15 protein-coding genes are annotated in these 19,719 nt (G+C 60.2%); 3 read left to right on the top strand and 12 right to left on the bottom strand.

Annotated features, from left to right (window positions below):
* Positions 1-45 precede the first annotated feature (45 nt).
* From HMPREF2614_RS04045 to HMPREF2614_RS04065, 5 genes are all read right to left on the bottom strand, one after another.
* Positions 46-861, bottom strand: coding sequence for a polyprenol monophosphomannose synthase (locus HMPREF2614_RS04045; protein WP_070560249.1), 816 nt, complete (start codon positions 859-861; stop codon positions 46-48).
* 12 nt (positions 862-873) lie between these two features.
* Positions 874-2,562, bottom strand: a complete 1,689-nt coding sequence (gene lnt, locus HMPREF2614_RS04050) for an apolipoprotein N-acyltransferase (protein WP_070560251.1) — start codon at positions 2,560-2,562, stop codon at positions 874-876.
* Between the two features lie 38 nt (positions 2,563-2,600).
* Entirely contained in the window at positions 2,601-3,221 is a 621-nt protein-coding gene (locus HMPREF2614_RS04055; RefSeq protein ID WP_049181058.1) for an FxsA family protein, read from the bottom strand.
* Between the two features lie 112 nt (positions 3,222-3,333).
* A complete protein-coding gene (cobN, locus tag HMPREF2614_RS04060; protein WP_070560383.1) occupies positions 3,334-6,984 on the bottom strand; it encodes a cobaltochelatase subunit CobN in 3,651 nt (1,216 codons plus the stop codon).
* Between the two features lie 173 nt (positions 6,985-7,157).
* Positions 7,158-8,711: a lipase family protein gene (locus tag HMPREF2614_RS04065; protein WP_070560253.1), complete on the bottom strand. Its 1,554-nt coding sequence runs from the start codon at positions 8,709-8,711 to the stop codon at positions 7,158-7,160.
* Between the two features lie 249 nt (positions 8,712-8,960).
* Between HMPREF2614_RS04065 and cobG the strand changes: the two genes are divergently transcribed.
* From cobG to cobJ, 3 genes are read left to right on the top strand one after another with little or no spacing between them, the layout of a single operon-like run.
* Positions 8,961-10,136, top strand: coding sequence for a precorrin-3B synthase (cobG, locus tag HMPREF2614_RS04070; protein WP_070560255.1), 1,176 nt, complete (start codon positions 8,961-8,963; stop codon positions 10,134-10,136).
* 11 nt (positions 10,137-10,147) lie between these two features.
* Entirely contained in the window at positions 10,148-10,798 is a 651-nt protein-coding gene (locus HMPREF2614_RS04075; protein ID WP_070560257.1) for a precorrin-8X methylmutase, read from the top strand.
* A gap of 3 nt (positions 10,799-10,801) precedes the next feature.
* Positions 10,802-12,412 (top strand): precorrin-3B C(17)-methyltransferase, encoded by a 1,611-nt coding sequence (cobJ, locus tag HMPREF2614_RS04080; protein WP_070560259.1) that lies wholly within the window; start codon positions 10,802-10,804, stop codon positions 12,410-12,412.
* 3 nt (positions 12,413-12,415) lie between these two features.
* Here cobJ and HMPREF2614_RS04085 read toward each other — a convergent pair whose 3' ends face one another.
* The 7 genes from HMPREF2614_RS04085 to HMPREF2614_RS04115 all read right to left on the bottom strand — a co-directional run bounded on the left by HMPREF2614_RS04085 (position 12,416) and on the right by HMPREF2614_RS04115 (position 19,682).
* Positions 12,416-13,156 (bottom strand): cobalt-precorrin-6A reductase, encoded by a 741-nt coding sequence (locus tag HMPREF2614_RS04085; protein WP_070560261.1) that lies wholly within the window; start codon positions 13,154-13,156, stop codon positions 12,416-12,418.
* Entirely contained in the window at positions 13,144-13,917 is a 774-nt protein-coding gene (cobM, locus tag HMPREF2614_RS04090) for a precorrin-4 C(11)-methyltransferase (RefSeq protein WP_070560263.1), read from the bottom strand. The genes HMPREF2614_RS04085 and cobM overlap by 13 nt, the downstream gene beginning before the upstream one ends.
* 45 nt (positions 13,918-13,962) lie before the next feature.
* Positions 13,963-15,189 (bottom strand): bifunctional cobalt-precorrin-7 (C(5))-methyltransferase/cobalt-precorrin-6B (C(15))-methyltransferase, encoded by a 1,227-nt coding sequence (locus HMPREF2614_RS04095; RefSeq protein WP_070560265.1) that lies wholly within the window; start codon positions 15,187-15,189, stop codon positions 13,963-13,965.
* Positions 15,186-15,950: an SDR family NAD(P)-dependent oxidoreductase gene (locus HMPREF2614_RS04100; RefSeq protein WP_070560267.1), complete on the bottom strand. Its 765-nt coding sequence runs from the start codon at positions 15,948-15,950 to the stop codon at positions 15,186-15,188. The genes HMPREF2614_RS04095 and HMPREF2614_RS04100 overlap by 4 nt, the downstream gene beginning before the upstream one ends.
* Before the next feature lie 31 nt (positions 15,951-15,981).
* Complete coding sequence (locus HMPREF2614_RS04105) at positions 15,982-17,097, bottom strand: M24 family metallopeptidase (RefSeq protein WP_070560269.1); 1,116 nt, start codon at positions 17,095-17,097, stop codon at positions 15,982-15,984.
* A gap of 47 nt (positions 17,098-17,144) precedes the next feature.
* A complete protein-coding gene (locus tag HMPREF2614_RS04110; RefSeq protein ID WP_049181048.1) occupies positions 17,145-18,761 on the bottom strand; it encodes an AMP-binding protein in 1,617 nt (538 codons plus the stop codon).
* A 69-nt stretch (positions 18,762-18,830) separates the two neighbouring features.
* Positions 18,831-19,682: a GDSL-type esterase/lipase family protein gene (locus tag HMPREF2614_RS04115; RefSeq protein WP_070560272.1), complete on the bottom strand. Its 852-nt coding sequence runs from the start codon at positions 19,680-19,682 to the stop codon at positions 18,831-18,833.
* Between the last annotated feature and the right edge of the window lie 37 nt (positions 19,683-19,719).

Raw genomic sequence — 19,719 nt, forward strand, 5'->3', positions numbered from 1 at the left:
TACGTGCAGCCCGCAATTTTTGTGGTTGCAATTTTTAGGGTTGCCCTACTTGCGGAATCGTTGCTTAAACTCGTGACCAGCCAGGCGACCAATCTCCGACCCCAGGTTTTTTACCTGTTGCGAGCGGTGCTTGAATCCCCACTTGGTGACCTGCAGCAGAGACTGCTTCACAAAGCTGCCATCCATCTTGGACTCGCCGTACTCGCGCTCAGTAAAGGTGATTGGAACCTCTTCCACCAGGAAGCCCGCCTGCACAGCCTCAAAGGCGAGCTCGGTCTGGAACAGATACGCAGCCTTGCCAATGTTCTCGAGGTCGAGGGTCTCGAGAACTTCCCGTCGATAAGCACGGTAGCCAGCGGTGATATCCGAGATGCCTGCGCCGAGCGCCAGCGAGATGTAGAGGTTGCCGCCGCGGGAGAGAACCTGACGGCTCATTGGCCAGTTGACGGTCTTGCCTCCCGGAATGTAGCGGGAGCCGATGACGACATCGGCACCGTCCTCGAGCTTCTCCAGCAGCAGATAGAACTGCTCTGGTGCGTGGGAGCCGTCGGCATCCATCTCGCAGAGAACCTCGTAGTCGCGCTCGAGACCCCAAGCGAAGCCCGCGCGGTACGCACCCCAGAGACCGCCCTTGCCCTCGCGGTGCAGGACGTAGATGTGCTCTTTCCCGTTGTTGTCCGCCTTGTCAGCGGCAGCGATTTCATCGGCGAGCTCACCGGTGCCGTCTGGTGAAGAGTCATCGACAACCAAAATGTCGACGCTCGGCTCCGCTGCGCGCAAGCGTGCGATCACGCCCGGCAGGTTTTCCCGCTCGTTGAAAGTGGGAATGACAACCAGCGTCGACTCATTTAGGGCAGTCACTCGTGATTCTCCTTAGTGCATGTTCTGCTCAGTATCCCGGCCATCAACTTCATCTGCGCCTGCCCTGGCATCTCCGCCACGGCGACGCAGGACGGCACCAACCACACAAAGAATACCGAATGCAGTCAGTAGACCTTCAATCCACGTCCCGAAGCGGGCTGCAAAAGTCAGGTGGGAGTACTGCGGCAAAGTCTCGGTGAGTACCTTCTGCTCGAAGATTTTGCTCTGCTTTACGACGTCTCCGTGCGCATCCACAATAGCGCTCACACCGCTGGTTGCGGCGACAGCCGTGGAGCGTTGGAACTCCATGGCTCGCATGCGGCTCATGGCCAGCTGCTGATAGGTCATATCGGTGAAACCGAAGGTGGCGTTATTCGTAGGTGTGGCAAGCATAGTTGCGCCGTGGTTGACCGCGTTGCGGAAGGCCCCGTCGAAAACCACTTCGTAGCAGGTGGCCACGCCCAGGTTGACCTTTTTTAAACCATCGGTGCCAGGTGTTGTGACCACAGCATCGCCGTTGCCCGGGGTCATGTCTCCAGCGTGAGCGACCATGTCGGAAAAGTGACGGAGTAGTTCGCGGAATGGCATGGTCTCGCCGAAGGGCTGGAGATAGATTTTCTCGTGCTGGTCGCCGGGGCCGGTCTTTGGGTCCCAGACCACCATGGTGTTTTGCACCCCGTTGGTGTAGGTAAAGGTGCCGACCACGATGGGGGCGCCAATATTCATCGCGGCATTTTCGATAATGCGTGCCGCTTCCCCATCCGTAAACGGGCTGACATCGGAGGAGTTTTCAGGCCAGATGACGATGTCCGGCTGCTGTTCCTTACCTTGGTGGACACGTCGTGCCAGTTCATTGGTGGCATCGGCGTGGTTTTGCAGTACTGCGCGGCGCTGGGCATTGAACTCTAAACCGAGGCGAGGAACATTGCCCTGGATAACCGCGACACGGGCGTTGTCAGCGGCCGTAGGTTCAGGCAGTGGTTGGGTCCACGCAGGAAGAGCCCAGCCGACGATTAACGCCCCCACCAAAAGCGCAGCGGAGGTTGCGTAGGAACGTAGCGTGAGCGCGACCAGTCCCGCACCAACGCAAGCAGCGAGGAAAGTGACCAATGCAGTGCTGCCGATTGCCACTGCTGGGGACAGCGGGCCGTCGACTTGCCCCCAGGCAACGCGGAGCCAGGGGAAGCCTCCGAAAGGCCAGCGGGCCAGCAGCGTCTCCCCTGCCACGAGCGCAGCGGCCATGCCAGGGAGCTTCAGCGCGAGGGGGAAACTGGATTGGGCAATCAGCCACATCGCAAGCGCCGCCGGAATTGTGAGGAGACCCAGCACAATTGAGAGCGCCACGTAGGGGCCAATACCGACGAAGGAGCCGATCCACGGCAGTGAGAAAAGCGCCGTCGCTGTTGCCCAGCTGAAGCCCCCCACTACGCTGGATTTCCAATCGGCTGCGCAGAAGAAGGCAAAAATGAGCAGGGCGAGGTCGACCCAGGCGGTCCACCACCAGCTCAGGGGTGCGTAGCTTAAGAATTGCAATCCACCAGCGAGGATTGCAATGAAGGCGAGAAGGAGGCGCTGCTTTAGTGGGGTAAGCGCGCGAAAGCGCGCCTGCCAGCGACTCGGATTCTCCGGAGTGTCTTTCGAAGCGTCTTTCGGAGCAAAGTCCCCGTGCTCGCTGGAGCGCGCTTGACGGTTAGTGTGCACTTGTATAAAAGAACTCTCTACGTCCGCGAGTATTCGAGTTAGCGCTTGTCGCTGTCGTCCTGGTCATCATCCCAGGCGTTGTCCGGCGCCGGTGGCACGATTTTATCCTGTGGGAAGCTCTTGCCATCCGCGCCCGGGAAACCACCAGAGAATCCAGGGAACCCCGAAAAGCCGCCAGCACCAGCGCCAGCTCCTGGAGTACCTGGGTTCATGCCGTACTGAGAGACCACCATCATGCTGCGGTCACTGAAGTTGCGGAGTCCGTTGAGCAGCGCCACCGATCCGCTCTTACGAATCAGCCAGCGAGTCGGCGGTAGCACCATGAGGAAACCAACAACGGTGGTGACGACGCCCGGCAGGGCAATCAGCCACGAGCCAACCAATAGAATTGCCGAGTCGGCCACAAAGTGTCCCGCGCCCTTTGCCGAGCGCTTGATTGCCTCCTCCGGATGCTTCTGTCCGTACTCGGTAAGAGTACGAGAAGTATCCAGCAGCAACTTCTGGTAGATGCGCTTGAACTCGATAGCGGCGAAGACCAACCCCACAATGAACAGGCCCAAAACCAATAGGACGGTCCAGCCGTAGCCAATCCATTCACCGAGTGCGATAAAGGCCGCAATCTCGACAATGAGGTAAATAATTGTGAACCACTTGCTCATAGTTCCCCAGTGTAACCGCCACTAGATGAGCAAGTGGTTAGGGCTATCGGCCGGTTCTCTTGTCGTCATCTAGCCGGCTGTAGCGGCAAGTTAGATGACGACTAGCGCTCGCCTACCGGTCAGCTCGCTCCTCCAAGTCGCCCTCTGTATCCAGGTAGGTCTGGCGCAACAGATCCATGCGTTCCTGGTCGGGGTTTTCCCACATACCGCGCTCGGCGGCCTCCATCAGGCGCTCGGAAATATCGTGCAGAGCCCACGGATTCGACTGTTCAAAGAACTCGCGGTTTTCCGGGTTCGCAACGTACTCGTCGGTAAGCGTTTCGTACATCCAGTCATCCATGACCTGTGCCGTCGCGTCGTAGCCGAAGAGGTAATCGACCGTTGCAGCCATTTCGAAGGCACCCTTGTAGCCGTGGTTACGCATGGCTTGCATCCAGCGTGGGTTGACTACGCGGGCTCGGAAGACACGTCGCGTTTCCTCGTGCAGGGTGCGGGTGCGCACGGCGTCCGGGCGCGTGGAATCGCCCACATACGCCTCTGGAGCGGAACCCGTCAGCGCACGGACCGTGGCGATCATACCGCCGTGGAACTGGAAGTAGTCATCGGAGTCGGCGATGTCGTGCTCACGGGTATCGGCATTCTTCGCGGCAACCTGAATACGGCGGTAGGCCGTCTTCATATCGTCAGCAGCCTCTTCCCCATCGACGCCGCGACCATAGGCGTAGCCGCCCCAGGTCGTGTAAACCTTCGCCAGATCCGCGTCATCGCGCCAGGAACCGGAATCGATCAGCTGCAGCAAACCAGCTCCATAGGTGCCCGGCTTGGAACCGAAGATACGGCGCGGACGCTCCTGCTGGTCGGCCTTCGCATGTGCGCGCACGTAGTTGTCCTCATCGGATTCATCAAGCTTGACGACGAGCTGAAACGCATCATCCAAAAGGTCAATAACATGCGGAAACGCATCACGGAAGAAACCGGAAATGCGGACGGTCACGTCAATGCGCGGACGCCCCAGTTCCTCCAGCGGAATTGGCTCAAGGCCGACGATACGGCGAGATGCGTCATCCCACACCGGATGCACACCAATCAGCGCGAGCACCTCGGCGATGTCATCACCAGAAGTACGCATGGCGGAAGTGCCCCACACCGACAGGCCAACCGACTTGGGATACTCGCCGTGGTCGGCGCGGTAGCGCTCGATCAGGCCATCGGCGAGGTTGACACCGGTTTCCCAAGCCAGGCGCGACGGCACCGCCTTGGGGTCGACCGAGTAGAAGTTGCGGGCAGTCGGCAGTACGTTGACCAGACCGCGCAACGGCGAGCCGGAGGGGCCAGCCGGAACGAACTCGCCGTCCAAGGCCGAAAGAATGCGCGGAATCTCCTCGCTGGTAGCGGCCAGGCGCGGGAGAATTTCGTCGCGGGTGAACTGCAGCAGCTCGACAACCTGATCGATGCCGTTCGGTGCCGCGATATCGGCAAATTCCTCGGAGCCGAGAACATCAGCCGCGATCTGTGCCACTGGTTGGTCAGGATTCTTCACCACGGCGGTTACCAACGCCGTAGCCAGTGCATCGATGGAGTCCACAGTGTGGCGCTCGTCGGTGCCGTCCTCGGCCAGGCCGAGAGCTTCACGCAGGCCCGGCAGCGTCTGCTTGCCGCCCCACAGCTGGCGGGCACGCAGCATGGTGGTCACAGTGCCAATCAGGGACTCGTCTTCCGGTGCCTGGCTGAGTACGTGGAGGCCACCGCGGATGGCGACGTCCTTAATCTCGCAGAGCCAGCCGTCGACATGCATAAGCATGTCATCGAAGACCTCCTCGTCCGGACGCTCGTCCCAACCGAGGTCGCGGTCCATCTTCGCGGCGGTCAGCAGCGTCCAAATCTCCTGACGGATAGCCGGCAGCTTGGCTGGGTCCATGGCGGAGATGTTCTGGTGCTCGTCGAGAAGCTGCTCCAGACGGGTGATGTCGCCGTAAGATTCGGCGCGGGCCATCGGCGGAATGAGGTGGTCGACAAGCGTGGCGTGAGCACGACGCTTGGCCTGTGTGCCCTCGCCCGGGTCGTTGACCAGGAAGGGGTAAATCATCGGCAGCTCACCGATGGCAGCATCCGGGCCACAGGAGGCGGAAAGACCGACGGTCTTGCCCGGCAGCCACTCCAGGTTGCCGTGCTTGCCCATGTGAACCACGGCATCGGCGCCGAAACCGCCCTCCGACTGCGGCAGCGACAGGAAGCGGTAGCAAGCCAGGTAGTGATGCGTCGGCGGTAGGTCTGGATCGTGGTAGATACCCACCGGGTTGTCACCGAAACCGCGCGGTGGCTGCACCATGACCACGACATTGCCGAAGGTCAGGCCCGCAATATAGATGTCCTGGGTATCCGGGTGGACGTACAGAGTGCCCGGCGCGGCACCCCACTTGTCCTGCATGTCGGAGCGGAGTTCCTCCGGCAAGGTAGCGAAGAACTTCTCGTAGGTCGCAGCGGGCAGGCGGAGCTCGGCTGCCTCCATAACTTCCTCGGTCAGCCAATCCGGGTCCTGGCCGCCGGCATCGATGATGGCGTGCATGAACGCATCTGGTTCATCGGCGCCGTCCTCGGCGGTGGCGTATCCGGGGATTTTGGTGGTGTCGCCGAGGTTGTATCCGGCGTCGGCAAGCGCGTGCAGCACCTCTAACGTGGATGCTGGTGTGTCCAGGCCGACGGCGTTGCCGATGCGGGCGTGCTTGGTCGGGTACGCAGAGAGCATGACGGCGATGCGCTTGTCAGCGTTGTCGATGTGGCGAAGTGCGGCGTAGCGGGTAGCGATGCCGGCGAGGCGGTCGCAGCGCTCAAGGTCAGGGACGTAGGAAATGAGCTCGTCGGAGTCGATTTCCTTAAACGAGAACGCGACCGAGATGATGCGGCCGTCGAATTCGGGGACGGCGACCTGTGTTGCGACGTCCAGCGGTGACAGACCCTCGTCGTTGTCTTCCCATGCCGCCTTGGAGGATGTCAGAGCCAACCCCTGGATGATGGGGATGTTGAGGTCTGCGAGTGCGGCGACATCCCAGCCGTCGTCGTCCTGACCGGCCTGTGCGAGTGCCGGGCGGTTGCCACCAGCGGCGAGCACCGTGGTGATAAGCGCGTCGCAGGATGCCATCTCTGCTAACAGTTCATCGCTGGCGGTGCGCAGGGACGCGGCGAAGATGGGCTTGGCGACGTAGCCGCGAGCCTCGACTGCGTCAGCGAGCGCCTCAATGTAGTGCGTATTTCCAGCCAGGTGTTGGGCGCGGTAATAGATAATGCCGACGGTGCCACGCGAATCTTCCGTGGCCACCTTGGAGTCGCGCTCCAGGAAACCCCAGGCCGGCATGCGAGTGGGCTCTTCAAAGCCAAGACCGGTCAGAAGCAGCGTGTCCGACAGGAAATTGTGCAGCTGTGCGAGGTTTTTCGCGCCGCCTTCCGCCAGGTAGATGTGCGTTTGCGTGGTGACGTTTGCGGGAACCGTCGAGTACTCGGTGAGTTCGGCATCGGGCGCCTGCTCACCCGAGACGAGGACGGTGGGAATACCGGAGTTCACAAAGTAGTCGATGCCGGATTCCCAGGCGCGGCGGCCACCGAGAAGTCGGATGATGACGACATCGGCGCCGTCGGCAAGCGTGGGCAAATCATCGTCGAGCAGACGCGCCGGGTTTGCCCAACGGTAGGACACCTCCGGGTTGGCCTGAGCGGCCGCGCGGGCGGACAGAAGGTCGGTATCCGAGGTCGACAGCAGCAGAATCACGGTGTAGTCATTCACTTCCTGGGGAGCAACGCGTCCCCGGTCGGCGGGAGTCTGCCTTCTAACCGATGACGAGGTCTGACTGTGACAGTGGCGCGACCGTGCGGATTTTCACCGAGCTTCTCGTCAGCGGCATGGCAGTGGATTTCTCCATCACTCTACTGCAGCGTCTATTGCTAGAGTTCCAGCGACTGCTCCGCCGGCTGATCTGGGAAGTGGGACCAGAGGAAATCGGTGGCATTAGTCAGTTCCGCGAGCATGGGAACGATATGGTTTAGGCCTGTCTTGGGCAATAGTGGTGAAGTCGTGTTTTCGACGTACTCCAGGTCGGTGAACCCGAGATTCAGCCAGGCATCGCGTAGCTTGCGGACCTGGTTGATGGGGATGATGTCGTCGTGCTCACCCGAGTAGAGGTACACCGGGGCATTTGGGACGAAGTTGCCGACGCGCTGGCGTGCGAGTTCTTTCTGCACCGGCTCGTAGCGCTTAATCATCTCGCTGAGTGACTCACCGCTGGTGGTGTACTGGTCAGTGGTCTCAAATGAGTGATGGAAACCCAAGCCGCCCGCGCAGTAGTTGCCCACGTTGTCCAGCAGGTTCTTGCCCTCGGGACTGATTTCTTCTTCGAGGACGCGGCGCAGCCCCGGATCTTTATCCAGGACAGAGTTGATTGCCAGCGCAATCGCGGCGGTCAGGGTCGTGCCATCAATCTGGTCGAGGACGTTTGCGAGGTCGGACGGCGGGCCGCCGGCGGCAGAAGCGGCGACGTTGAGCTCCGGGGCGTAGACACCTGCACGCTCAGCAGCTGCAGCGGCTGCGGAGCCACCCTGGGAGTAGCCATAGATTCCCACGGGCGCCTTTTGATCCACGCCTAGCTCGTGGGAGGCAGACACGGCATCAAACAGCGACTGTGCCGAGGCGATATTGTCGACGTAGTCCTGGTTGCCCTGGTCATTGCGGTGGTGGTCAATCATCACCACAGTCGCACCTCGCTTCAAGTTCGCGACCATCGGAATCGTCTCGTATGGAGCAATAATGTCCATCGGACCGAACTCAATCTTCAACCCGGTCTGCGAGGAGATCGACGGGTCGCACTTTTCCGCGCCACCTTGCGTGCCCGGCGCGATCGCCACGACCGGACGCGGACCGCTGCCCTTCCACTCTGTCTTCGGAGTTACCACAATGGCCGTGTCCACACTGGGATTGCCGAGGGAATCCGTGGAGTTGTAGTGAATACGCTTGGCATCCACATTCCACAGCTTGTCGTTCACCATCATCTCGGCATCCTCGCTGCTGACTAGCGTGCCGGCATTTGCCGCGCGCGACGGGGTCAGCGGCAGAGAATTCAGCGGAGAGGCTGCGGCCACGCGTGCCTGTTCCGGGGTCAGCTGCCTGCCCGTGCCCTCGTTGCCAGACTGCTCATCGTCTTTCTCGATGCCAAGTAGCCTCTCCACATTCGGGTTCGGTACATGGCCGAAACCAGGCAATTCGCGGTTTGCACTTGACGACGACACCTTATCCGTCAGCCCACTATCTGACAGGCCCGGCACGCTTAGTGGCTGAGCGTTTGCAGGTGTAGCCAGGCCGATGGTCATAAGACCCGCAAGCGCTACCCCGATTCCCGTTCGGGTTGTGCGACCGTTTCGTCGTGAAGCAGCGCGCGTCTGTGTTGAGGCATGGCCGATGCCGGCGGTGCCGTGTGTGAGTGCTTCAGCGTCGTGATGTGGCATGAAATCTCCTGAATAACCCCAGATTGAAAACCCAATGAAGACTTCCCTTAATTCGGAGGAAGTTAGGTTATGGAAATAATAAGGTTTTGAAAAAGTAAATCGGTGGATTTAGTGAAGAATTTGTATGTTTTTTGCACGGGGCTATCAAAACTCCACTTCAGAATGGTTTCGTTGGGCTGAAAAGGTCCGGATAATGAGCCCCTGTTTTCGGGGGCTCAGCTCTGTGCTTGTTTGCGTATTCTTGGAAGTATGACTGCATCTGATCAAGGAGCTCGCACTCGTCAGGACGGTTGCCCCGGCACCCGAAAGGTTCATATCGCAGCTGATGGCGCAATTGGTCGGCTTCGCTTCCCCGGAGGCTTCCTCCCCGCGCCGGGCTTTGCCGTACTCGCCGATTTGGCCGAGAATTTCGGCGACGGCGATATTCACTTCACTTCCCGCGGCAATGTTCAGATCCGTGGCATCACTAACACCGGCGCATTCGCCGATGCCGCAGAAGAGGAAAAGCTGGTTCCCTCCACGAGCCACGACCGCGTGCGCAACGTTCTTCAGTCGCCACTGTCCGGTCGCGTCGGCGGCAAGGCCGATGTCCGCGACCTGGTTCAAGAGTTCGACGCGGCGCTCATTGCGGAGCCGTCGCTGGCAACACTTCCTGGCCGCACGCTCATGGCTTTCGACGACGGCCGTGGTGATGTCCTCGGTGAGCGCCCCGACTTCGGCGTTGTCGCCCACGATGAGAACACGTTCGAACTCATCATTGGTGGCGCGACCTCGGGGATTGTCGTCTCGCGTGACGACGTCGTGGAGGCCCTCATCACCACAGCCAAGGTGTGGAATGACAGCCGTGGCTCGGCCTGGCGGATCGCCGAAGCAGATGCGGCCGAGCGCGTTGCCGATGCCGTAATCGAGAAATTGGGCGCGCGGGCCCGCCGCCAGGAGCCGACCCCGGCCGAGAATTTCGATGCCACCGCCGGGCTGTCCCGCCAGATCGGTTGGATTGACCAGCCGGATGGGTTGGTTAGCCTGGCCGCTGGTCTGCGCTTTGGCGTCCTCCCGGCGCGTTTGGCCCGAGCTATCTCGCACACGCAGGTTCCAGTCCATATCACTCCGTGGTATTCGCTGATTCTGCACGATTTGGAAGAGGAAGTTGCCGAACAGGTCGTCAAGGTTTTGGCGCCCAATGGCCTGATCTTCGACCGGAAGTCCACCTGGCTGCGCGTCAGCGCCTGCACCGGTCGCCCCGGTTGCGAAAAGTCGCTGGCTGACACCCGAGGTGATGCCGCTCATGCAATTGCCGATGACCGCCTGCCCGAGGGCCGCGTGCACTTCTCCGGTTGTGAGCGCCGCTGTGGCAAGCCCAAGGGTGGTTACTTCGACTATCTCGCCACCGGGGACGGAGAATACGAAGTCACTGCTGTGGACTAGGCTTTAAGCCTATGAAGCGCTTTGAGTACAACACCGACGGTGCGGATATTTACCGCAACTCATTTGCCATCATCCGCGAAGAAAGCGACCTTTCCCGCTTCGACGTCGATGAGGAAACCGTCGCGGTCCGAATGATTCACGCAGCAGGTCAGACCGACCTGGCCAAGGACATCGTCTTTTCCACGGGAGCTGTGCGCGCAGCTCGCCAGGCTCTCGAGGATGGCGCTCCTATCTTCACCGATGTCAACATGATCGCCTCGGGCATTACCCGCAAGCGCCTGCCCGCTGACAACGAGGTCATCTGCTTGCTGCGTGATGAGCGCGTCCCCGAATTGGCTCAAGAACTCGGCACCACTCGTACTGCTGCTGCCGTGGAGCTGTGGAAGCCTCGACTAGAGGGCGCGGTCGTCGCCATCGGCAATGCTCCCACTGCCCTCTTCCACCTGCTCAACCGCATCAATGAGGGATCCTTCCCCATGCCCGCTGCCATTTTGGCCATGCCGGTCGGCTTCGTCGGTGCTGCGGAATCCAAGCAAGCCACTATCGACTCCGGTGCCGACAACCCAGAGCTGAAGTACATCACCGTCACCGGCCGTCGCGGCGGCTCGGCTATCACCTGTGCTGCCCTCAATGCCATCGCCACCGCAAAGGAGATTCTCTAAACCATGTCCGGCTCCTACAGCGCTCAGCCTGGTCATCTCTACGGCATCGGACTCGGCCCCGGCGACGCAGGTCTCATTACACTTCGCGGTGCCGACATCATCCGCACAGCCGATGTCATTGCCTACCATGCCGGAACTCACGGACGTTCCACGGCGCGTTCAATCGCCGCCGAATTGATTGACGCGCGTGACGACGCTGCCGTGGAAGAGCAATTGCAATACCCGGTGACCACCGGGCGCCCGGCCGACTACCGCGAGCAGCTCGCCGGTTTCTATGCAGAGGCCACTGCTCGCCTGCACAAGCACTTGGCCGAGGGGCGAAGTGTTGCAGTGCTTTCGCTCGGTGACCCGATGCTCTATAGCTCGTACCAGCACCTGCATCACGCCCTCAGCGAGGACTTCCCCACTGAGATTGTCCCCGGCGTGGCCAGCATTACTGCTGCGGCAGCAGAGATCGGTCAGCCGCTCGGCGAGGCTACCGAAATCGTTAGCGTTGTTCCCGCCACCGCCGATTCCGCGCGGATCGCTGCGGTTCTTGACGCTTCAGACTGTGTAGTCATTATGAAGCTGGGGAAAAACGTTGAGAAGGTTCGTACAGCGTTGCAGGCCGCGGGCATGCTCGAGCGCGCCTATGTTGTCGAGCGAGCAACCATGAATGAGCACACCAGCTACCCGCTGGCCGATGCCGACCCGGAGAACGTTCCCTACTTCGCAGTGGCCGTCGTGCCTTCCGCTGTCTACGGCACTAAACGGAGTGTTTCTGGGGTGCCTTCGCCAGCCGATGATGCAGCGACCGGTGCAGCCACCGATACAGCAACTGAGTCGGCTACCCCAGCGGTCGGTGAAGTCGTAGTTGTCGGCCTTGGCCCGGGTGCTGAACGCTGGATTACCCCAGAAGTCACCGAGGAATTGGCACGGGCCACAGATCTGGTTGGCTACTCCACCTACATCAACCGGGTTCCTGAGCGCACCGGGCAGCGCCGCCACCTCTCCGACAACCGTGTAGAGGCAGAGCGAGCCACTATGGCGCTAGATATTGCAAAGCGCGGTGGACGCGTCGCGGTGGTCAGCTCCGGTGACCCGGGAGTCTTCGCCATGGCGGCGGCAGTGCTGGAAGTCGCTGACGACGATATGTGGCGAGACATTCCAGTTAGAGTCGTGCCCGGCATGACTGCAGCTCAGGCTGTCGCAAGTCGAGTAGGCGCTCCCCTTGGCCATGACTTTGCGATGCTCAGTCTCTCCGACAGGTTGAAGCCCTGGGAGGTCGTCGTTAAGCGAGTGCGTGCCGTAGCCGGAGCGGACATGGCGTTTGCTGTCTACAACCCAGCATCCAAGTCGCGGAGATGGCAGATCCGAGAGCTGCGTGCATTGGCCATGGAATACCGTGAGCCGACAACACCAGTGATTGTGGCGCGGGCAGTCGGCTCGGAGCAGGAAAACGTCACCGTGACCACGTTGGCGGAATTCGACCCGGATGTCGTCGATATGCGAACCATGGTGATTATCGGTTCGTCGTCGACAAAAGCGTATCGGGCTGGCAAGACCACTCGGGTCTACACCGCACGTCACTACGGTGAGGGTGGCACGAGTGGAACTGGTGAGTTGCTGCGTTAGCTGCTACGCCCGGCGGATGACGGCGTTGTACGCCTCATCCACCGTTGTGGCAACAATGGCGATATCCGCGCCCGGCAGGCGCGGGCGCTGCACGATGACGACCGGCTTCTTAAGGTCGCGGGCTGCTTCAATTTTGGCGTAGGTAGCAGCACCACCGGAGTTCTTGGTCACCACGCAGTCCACGGCGTAATCCCGCATGAGCTTGCGCTCCGCTGCGACATCGTAAGGCCCACGGCTGAGAATAATCTTCCGATTCTTGGGCAGTGGCGGCGCGGGCTGTTCCACGCAGCGAATGAGGTAACGGCCGTTGGAGTCGCCGGCAAATGGAGCTAGCTGCTGACGGCCAATAGTGAGAAACGGGCTGTAGAAGCGGTCGGCAACAATGTCCGCGGCCTCCTGCATAGAGGACACCTCAATCCAGTTGTCGCCGGGCTGCTTCTCCCACGCAGGGCGATGCAGCGCCACGAGCGGAAGACCGGTGGCGCGGGCAGCTTCAGCGGCAGATTCGCTGATTCGCTCCGCATAAGGATGCGTGGCGTCGATGATGACTTCGGTGGCATCGGCGATCAGCCATCGCGTGAGCCCCGCAGGGCCGCCGAAACCGCCGATGCGGACATTGCCGGCGGGCAGCTTGGGGTTGGATACGCGACCGGCCAGTGAAGAGGTGACAAACCAGCCCTCGCCCACTAGCCACTTGGCCAGGGCACGAGCCTCAGCAGTTCCACCCAGAATTAGTGCACGCATGGAATGGTCCGTCCGTGTTCATCGCGTGGGCGATCATCGCTGTAGAGATAGCTATCCGGGAACGCCTCGGCAGTAAGCACCTTGCCAACAATGATGACAGCCGTGCGAGTCACACCTGCATCCTTGACCTGCTGCGCAATATCAGCCAGCGTGCCACGGCGAATAACCTGTTCCGGGCGGGATGCGAAAGCCACGACTGCCACCGGACCGTGCTTCCCATAGTGCGGGGTGAGTTCCTTTACCACACGGTCGATGTCATGGGCGGCCAGGTGAATGCACAGAGTCGCACCCGTGCGGCCGAAGTTTTCCAGGGTTTCGCCCTCTGGCATCTTGGAAGCGCGCCCGGAGATACGAGTCAGCACCACTGACTGGCCGACAGTTGGCACCGTGAGCTCGTGGCCGAGAGCTGCCGCAGCCGCGGAAAAAGCTGGCACACCCGGAACGATTTCGTAGTCAATACCTAGCTCGCTGAGACGACGGACCTGCTCTGCCAGCGCCGACCACACCGACGGGTCGCCGGACTGCAGGCGTGCGACATCCTTGCCCGCCTTATGTGCCGCTTGAATGGTCTCGATGATGGTATCCAGCGGCATACGCGCGGTATTGATAATCTCTGCGCCCTCGGGGCAGCTCTCCAGCACCTCAGGCGGGACAATTGATCCCGCGTAAAGGCACACTGGACAGGAGCGAATAAGCCGGTCCGCGCGCAGCGTCAGCAAATCTGCTGCGCCCGGGCCTGCACCGATGAAATACACAGTCATTGTGGGTTACAGAGTCCTCAATATTTTTAGACAGAGAAATTACGTCTATGGTAGCGCAGGCTCTACTGGCTTCACCGCCACCCACTGCACCACCGGCAACGCCGGCCGCCACGCAGTGAAAGTGCCGACTGCACCTGCGCGCTCCACGGAAAGCCGGGTGACATCCCCGCCATAGTCGCGACGTGCCTGCCATAGCAGAGCCTCCGACTCCAGCGTGACGGTGTTCGCGACGATGGTGCCACCCGGGGCAAGGCGTTGCCAACAGGCCTCAAGCATGCCGTCAGCAGTGAGACCTCCGCCGATGAAAATGGCATCGGGGCGAAGATTCGAGTCAGCCAAAGCTCCCGGCGCTGCGCCGTGGTGGACAGTCACATTGCCCGACAGGTTCGCCACATTCTCAGCAATTCGCTCTGCACGAACAGCATCGCGCTCAAAAATTTCCGCGCGCCCGCCGTGCCGAGCCCACTCAATGCCAATCGACCCCGTGCCACCGCCGACATCCCACAGCAGTGCTCCCGGCCGCGGATCCAACGCCGCTACCGTCATTTGGCGAATCGGCGCCTTCGTCAGCTGGCCATCCGAGTCAAAGTCACCGTCGCGCAGCCAGCCGCGCGCGCTTCCCGACGGCTCCACCGCCAGCACCGTGAGGTTGCCAGCTGGAACCGGAGGGTTCGCCACCGTGCCTTCGGCCACAGACTCCGGCAGCCCCGTCGCCTCCGAGCCACCGAGATTGGTCAGCGCGGTGAGCTTGGTGTCTGGGCGGTCGGCTAAAACCGTAGCAACCTCCTTCACTGAGTCCGCGTTTCGACACAGCACGAGGAAGGGGCGCAGTGCATCTGCTACCGGCACCACCCGTGCAGCACCAGGTATCCCCGGCTCCCCTGTTACTAGAGAGATCACCGGAGTGTCATGCAAAGGCCAGCCGAGGTAGGCACAGGCCAATGAGGCCGACGACGGTGCTGGAATAACTTCCACGCCACCGCGGCCGAGCTCGCGGACCAGGGACGCGCCGACACCGTGGAACATGGGATCGCCACTGGCCAGGATGACATCGACTGCGGGGTCAATATCTGCCAGGGTGGCCTGCCAGTCCTTCCAGAAGCCACTGGGCCAAGGAGAGAGTTCGGCGTCCAGGTCGACGTCGGCAAGCAAACGGAGCTGACGGGGAGAGCCAATGATGCGGCGTGCCGACGACAGCGCCTCGACTGCGCGGGCAGATAGACCCTCGTAACCGTCACAGCCGATGCCGACGACGCGAAGTTTTGGACTCATCGGGGCATCTTCCGCCAAATCCAGCGAGGAGTCAGATGCGTGGCACGGGCGAGCAACGCCAGTTTCCGTGGCACCCAGACATGGGGCTTCCGGCCATCGAAGGCGGTGACGGCGGCCTCAGCGACCTCGGCGGGGCGCGAAGACATCGGCGCCGGCTTCATGCCTTCGGTCATGCGGCCGATGACGAAGCCCGGCCGGACGATTGTCAGCTGAATATGGCTGCCGTGCAGGCGGTCCTGCATGCCTTGGAGGAAACCGTCGAGGCCGGCCTTCGCCGAACCGTAGACATAGTTGGCGCGGCGCACGCGGGCGCCTGCGATAGAGGAAAAGGCCATGATGCGGCCCGCGACCTTGTCGCGCACAGGCAGTTTGCCGGCGGCGATGTCGGACTCCATGCGCGCGACAATCTCTGTGAGAATCGATGCCTGAGCCGTGAAGTCGGTGTGAATGACCGCCGCCGCAGCCTCCCCGGAGTCTTCACACTTCTGCTGATCGCCGAGGATGCCGAACGCGACAATCACCGTATCGATGGGACCGTGCTGCCAGGCGTTCTCAACGAACTGGCGGTGTGCGGCGATGTCATCGGCATCAAAGTGGATGCGATGCACCGCGACAGCACCGGCGTCGATGAGGCGGCCGGCAATGCCGTCGAGTGCCTCAGTGCGGCGCGCGGCGAGCGTGAAGGTGTTGTGATTGGCCAGCCGCGCGGCAACTTCCCCGCCGATTTCGCTGGTGGCACCAAGAACGAGTACGTGTCCCATGCGCTAGAAAAACCTTTCCTCTAAACCTCGATTAGACGGTAATCAAATCGTGCGGACCGTTATTGACCGATTCGCCGCCGTCTTCGGTGACAATGATGATGTCCTCCAGCCGCATACCGAATTCGCCCGGCAGGTACACGCCCGGCTCCACCGAAAACGCCATGCCCGGCTCGAGTGCAAGCTCATTGCCAGCCATAATGAACGGCTCTTCATGGGTGGACAGGCCAATGCCATGACCAGTGCGGTGAATGAAGTACTCTCCGTAGCCCGCAGCGGTGAGGCTATTGCGCGCAATCGCATCAATCTCTGCAGCCGTCACACCCGGGCGAACCGCTGCTACAGCAGCTTCCTGAGCCTTCCGCAGGGCCGCCCACGCTGCGGTTTCCTTCTCCCTCGGCTTGCCGACGACATAGGTGCGCGTGCAATCGGAGTGGTAGCCGAGCGGCAAGGTGCCTCCGATATCGATGACCACCACGTCGCCGTCCTCGATGACGCGGTTGGAGAAATCGTGGTGCGGATTAGCACCATTTTCAGCCGAGCCGACAATGACGAAGTCAATGGCGACATGGCCTTCCTCCAGGATGGCTGCCGAAATCTCGTCGGCGACCTCGCGCTCGGTGCGACCTGCACGCAGCATGCCCGGAACGCGAGCGTGAACGCGGTCAATGGCGGCGCCGGCCTCGCGCAGCTGATCAATCTCAGCGGCGTCCTTGCGCATGAACAGTTCTTTCAGCAGTTCTCCGGCCAACACAGTCTTGGCTCCGGTGAGATCCTGAATGGGAATCAGGTGGTCAGCGGTCAACGACGCCCCAATTGCGAGAGTGCCCACGTGGCCGACTAGGTCGGCGACAATGCGGTGTGGATCCTGACCGTCCTCCCACAACACCACATCGGCGTTGAGGTCACCGATTGCACACAGCGGCAGGTCCCCCCGCTCCACAGCGGGCAATACCAGCGTGGTTGTGCCGGCTGCGGTGACTACCAGCGCGGTGAGACGCTCATGCGAAGTGACCGCAGAACCGATGAGATACTGCAGGTCAGCTCCGGTTCCAAAGACTGCAGCGTCTGCATCGCGGGTGCGGAGTAGTTCCGCGGTGCGATCCAGACGCTGCTGATAGATGTCAAAACTAAAGATACCGTTGCTCATAGTTGCCAACTGTACCCGTCAGCCTTGAATAAGACAGAGGCGCGGAACTAGATGCTGGTGTCGGGTAGACGGCGTGGGACGACCTTGCCACCGTCATTACGAGGCAACGATTTCATCCACACAATCTCGTCAGGCACATTGTGCTCCGCGAGATTCTGGCGAACGTGTTCGCGAATCATGTCGTCGGAAAGGTTAGCACCAGCAACGCTGTCTTCACGTACAACGTAGGCTCGAAGAGTCGCGACGATGTCATCCTGACTACCGTGGACAAACACATCGTCGATTCCATCGACGGTTCCGAGGAATTCCTCAACTTCACGAGGGTAGACATTTTCGCCTCCCTTGATCAGCATGTCGTCTGCGCGACCGGCTAGCTGAAGCATACCGTTTTGATCAATGAGGCCCTTATCCCCTGTTCCGAGCAGCCCATTCATGACATCATATTTGTCACGTGCAGCCAGTAACCCGACCATCGTCATAGAGTTTGCTGCGTAGACGTTACCTAGCTCTCCTGGATTGGCCTCAGTGCCATCTTCACGGAAAATGCGGAGCTCGACGCCAGATGGAATATGCCCAGTGGTGTGCGGGTCAGCGGCGAATTCAGGGCCAGTTGCAATGGCGATTTGGCCATGCTCAGTGGAGCCATAGAAATTGCACACAACAGGCCCAAATCGCTTATTGAGCTCACGAACCAAATATGGCGGCATGGCGTTACCCGAAGAAACGATGAACCCAAATGGGCCAATCTTTGTTTCTGCTCGGTCCGCGGCAGTGACTAGATCCTTCAGGAAGACTGCAGCGGAGACAATTCCGGTTACTCCATACTGAAGGCAGTCCGCAGCAGCCTGATCTGCATCAAAATTTCGACGCAAAATGAGTGTTGAGCCAGTGGCCAAGCCAATCTGAAGGTTGAGCCAACCCCACGCATGGAAGACCGAAGCGGTCAGTTGAACTACCATGTTCTTCTTCCACGGGATTGCCTTTACAATACCGCCGAGCACCTTTGGCGTGCGTGGAACTGGGAGGCGAACGCCTTTGGGGATTCCGTAAGTTCCAGACGACATGATGATCGTTTCTTGCTGCCGCGGCTTTCGAGGAAGCTTGGAGCTATCGGTTTGGCCGGAAACGAGGGAAAGAAACTCATCATGGTCACCACCAACAGTGAGTGATTTGATTGGAAATTCTGCGTCTTGGTTGTACTCGGCGTCTACGACCAAAATATCCGCGCCATAGTCAGACATAATCGCGCTAACCTGCTTTGACGATGAGGCAGGATTCATAATCATCGGGCGGGCCCCGAGGTAGCTGCAGGCCAACAATGGCAGCACGATGGCACGAGAGTTTCGCGCAAGTATTGCGATGGTGGATCCTTCGGTAATCCCCATTTCCATTAGGCGTGCCGTGAGTGTTCTAGCCTGGGTCCGAAGCTCGCTATATGTAAGTTCGCCGAAATCATCCACAATGGCAAGTCGGTCAGGCCAATTAAGGCAGTCGTTTTCGACGAGAGCTGCCATGGAAATGCCCCATTGGGACATATTCTTCAGTGCTTTAGGACCATCATTTCTGAGGATGCCGGCACGCTTGAGAGGGCCGAGAGCAGTAGCAAACTGCTTAACCTGGGTCCAAGGCGACACATGAGTTGCGCGTTGAGTGCGAGGTGTCATTTTTCCCTAAAAGTAGTGAGTTGAAGATAAAAGCCCTGGGCCATAAGGCGCAGGGCTTGGAGGCAAGGACTAGATGCGAGCGACGATTGCGTCGGCGATAATCTCTTTGCCTTCACCATTGAGGTGGACCGGAAGGTTGTAGTCCTGAGTGCGGTTGTCGACTGCGCCTGCGATGATTCGCTTATCATCCGGTGCGCACTCATGGCGATCCGTGGTCATCGAGCGGACATCAATAAACTCGGCGTTATGGCGGTCAGCGGCCTGCTGTGCGTACTTAGAGGTTTCAATCTCACCCTGCTCAATCCAGAATGCGGGAACCCCTGCGTCGATGTTTTGTCCAGCAACGTTCACATGGATGAGGCACTGCTTGGAATCACCGGGATGCGAAATGGTTGGGTAATTGACAAATGCAATGCGGGCATTCGGCGCATGTGCGCGAATTTTGTTTACTGCGGCATCGGAAGCATCCTTCCACCAGCCCTCACGCACGGAAGGAAGATTGACTGCGTTGTTGTAGGTGTCGTTGAAACCAATCTGAATTGCAATGAACGCAGTCTGCGGGGTCAGTGCTCCATCGCGAATAGCGCCCTCGATTTGTCGATCGAGGTTGTTTGCGTTCGGCGTGTAGAGGACGGCTCCTGCGCAGGAGTAGTCATCCAGCTGGCGGCCAGTCTTTTTACCGATCTTGGCCGGAATTCCATCAGGGTCATGCGCGCAACCATTCTTCTGCTGAACCTCTGGGAGCCCAGGAATCTGCTCTGGAGCCTTGGCAATCCAGTAGTCCTCAACGGTCGGATTGGCGAAATACGAATCGCCGAAGGTAACAACGTTTCCAGCGGGTGCAGCGTTTGCGATTGGGGCAATGCCGAAGCTCAGTGCTGCGATTCCTACAGCGGACAGAGTCTTATGAAGCTTGCGCATTCGGGGCCTTCCTGAGAAATGAAGTCAGATATGAAAA

The sequence above is a fragment of the Corynebacterium sp. HMSC074C11 genome (genome assembly GCF_001809455.1).
GTDB classification, from domain to species: Bacteria; Actinomycetota; Actinomycetes; order Mycobacteriales; family Mycobacteriaceae; genus Corynebacterium; species Corynebacterium amycolatum.

Coding starts and splice junctions, on each gene's coding strand:
- HMPREF2614_RS04055 (WP_049181058.1), bottom strand. CDS start 3,221: ATGAGCAAGTGGTTCACAATTATTTACCTCATTGTCGAGATTGCGGCC.
- HMPREF2614_RS04065 (WP_070560253.1), bottom strand. CDS start 8,711: ATGCCACATCACGACGCTGAAGCACTCACACACGGCACCGCCGGCATC.
- HMPREF2614_RS04100 (WP_070560267.1), bottom strand. CDS start 15,950: ATGGGACACGTACTCGTTCTTGGTGCCACCAGCGAAATCGGCGGGGAA.
- cobM (WP_070560263.1), bottom strand. CDS start 13,917: ATGACTGTGTATTTCATCGGTGCAGGCCCGGGCGCAGCAGATTTGCTG.
- cobJ (WP_070560259.1), top strand. CDS start 10,802: ATGTCCGGCTCCTACAGCGCTCAGCCTGGTCATCTCTACGGCATCGGA.
- HMPREF2614_RS04085 (WP_070560261.1), bottom strand. CDS start 13,156: ATGCGTGCACTAATTCTGGGTGGAACTGCTGAGGCTCGTGCCCTGGCC.
- HMPREF2614_RS04110 (WP_049181048.1), bottom strand. CDS start 18,761: ATGACACCTCGCACTCAACGCGCAACTCATGTGTCGCCTTGGACCCAG.
- cobG (WP_070560255.1), top strand. CDS start 8,961: ATGACTGCATCTGATCAAGGAGCTCGCACTCGTCAGGACGGTTGCCCC.
- HMPREF2614_RS04075 (WP_070560257.1), top strand. CDS start 10,148: ATGAAGCGCTTTGAGTACAACACCGACGGTGCGGATATTTACCGCAAC.
- HMPREF2614_RS04095 (WP_070560265.1), bottom strand. CDS start 15,189: ATGAGTCCAAAACTTCGCGTCGTCGGCATCGGCTGTGACGGTTACGAG.
- HMPREF2614_RS04115 (WP_070560272.1), bottom strand. CDS start 19,682: ATGCGCAAGCTTCATAAGACTCTGTCCGCTGTAGGAATCGCAGCACTG.
- HMPREF2614_RS04105 (WP_070560269.1), bottom strand. CDS start 17,097: ATGAGCAACGGTATCTTTAGTTTTGACATCTATCAGCAGCGTCTGGAT.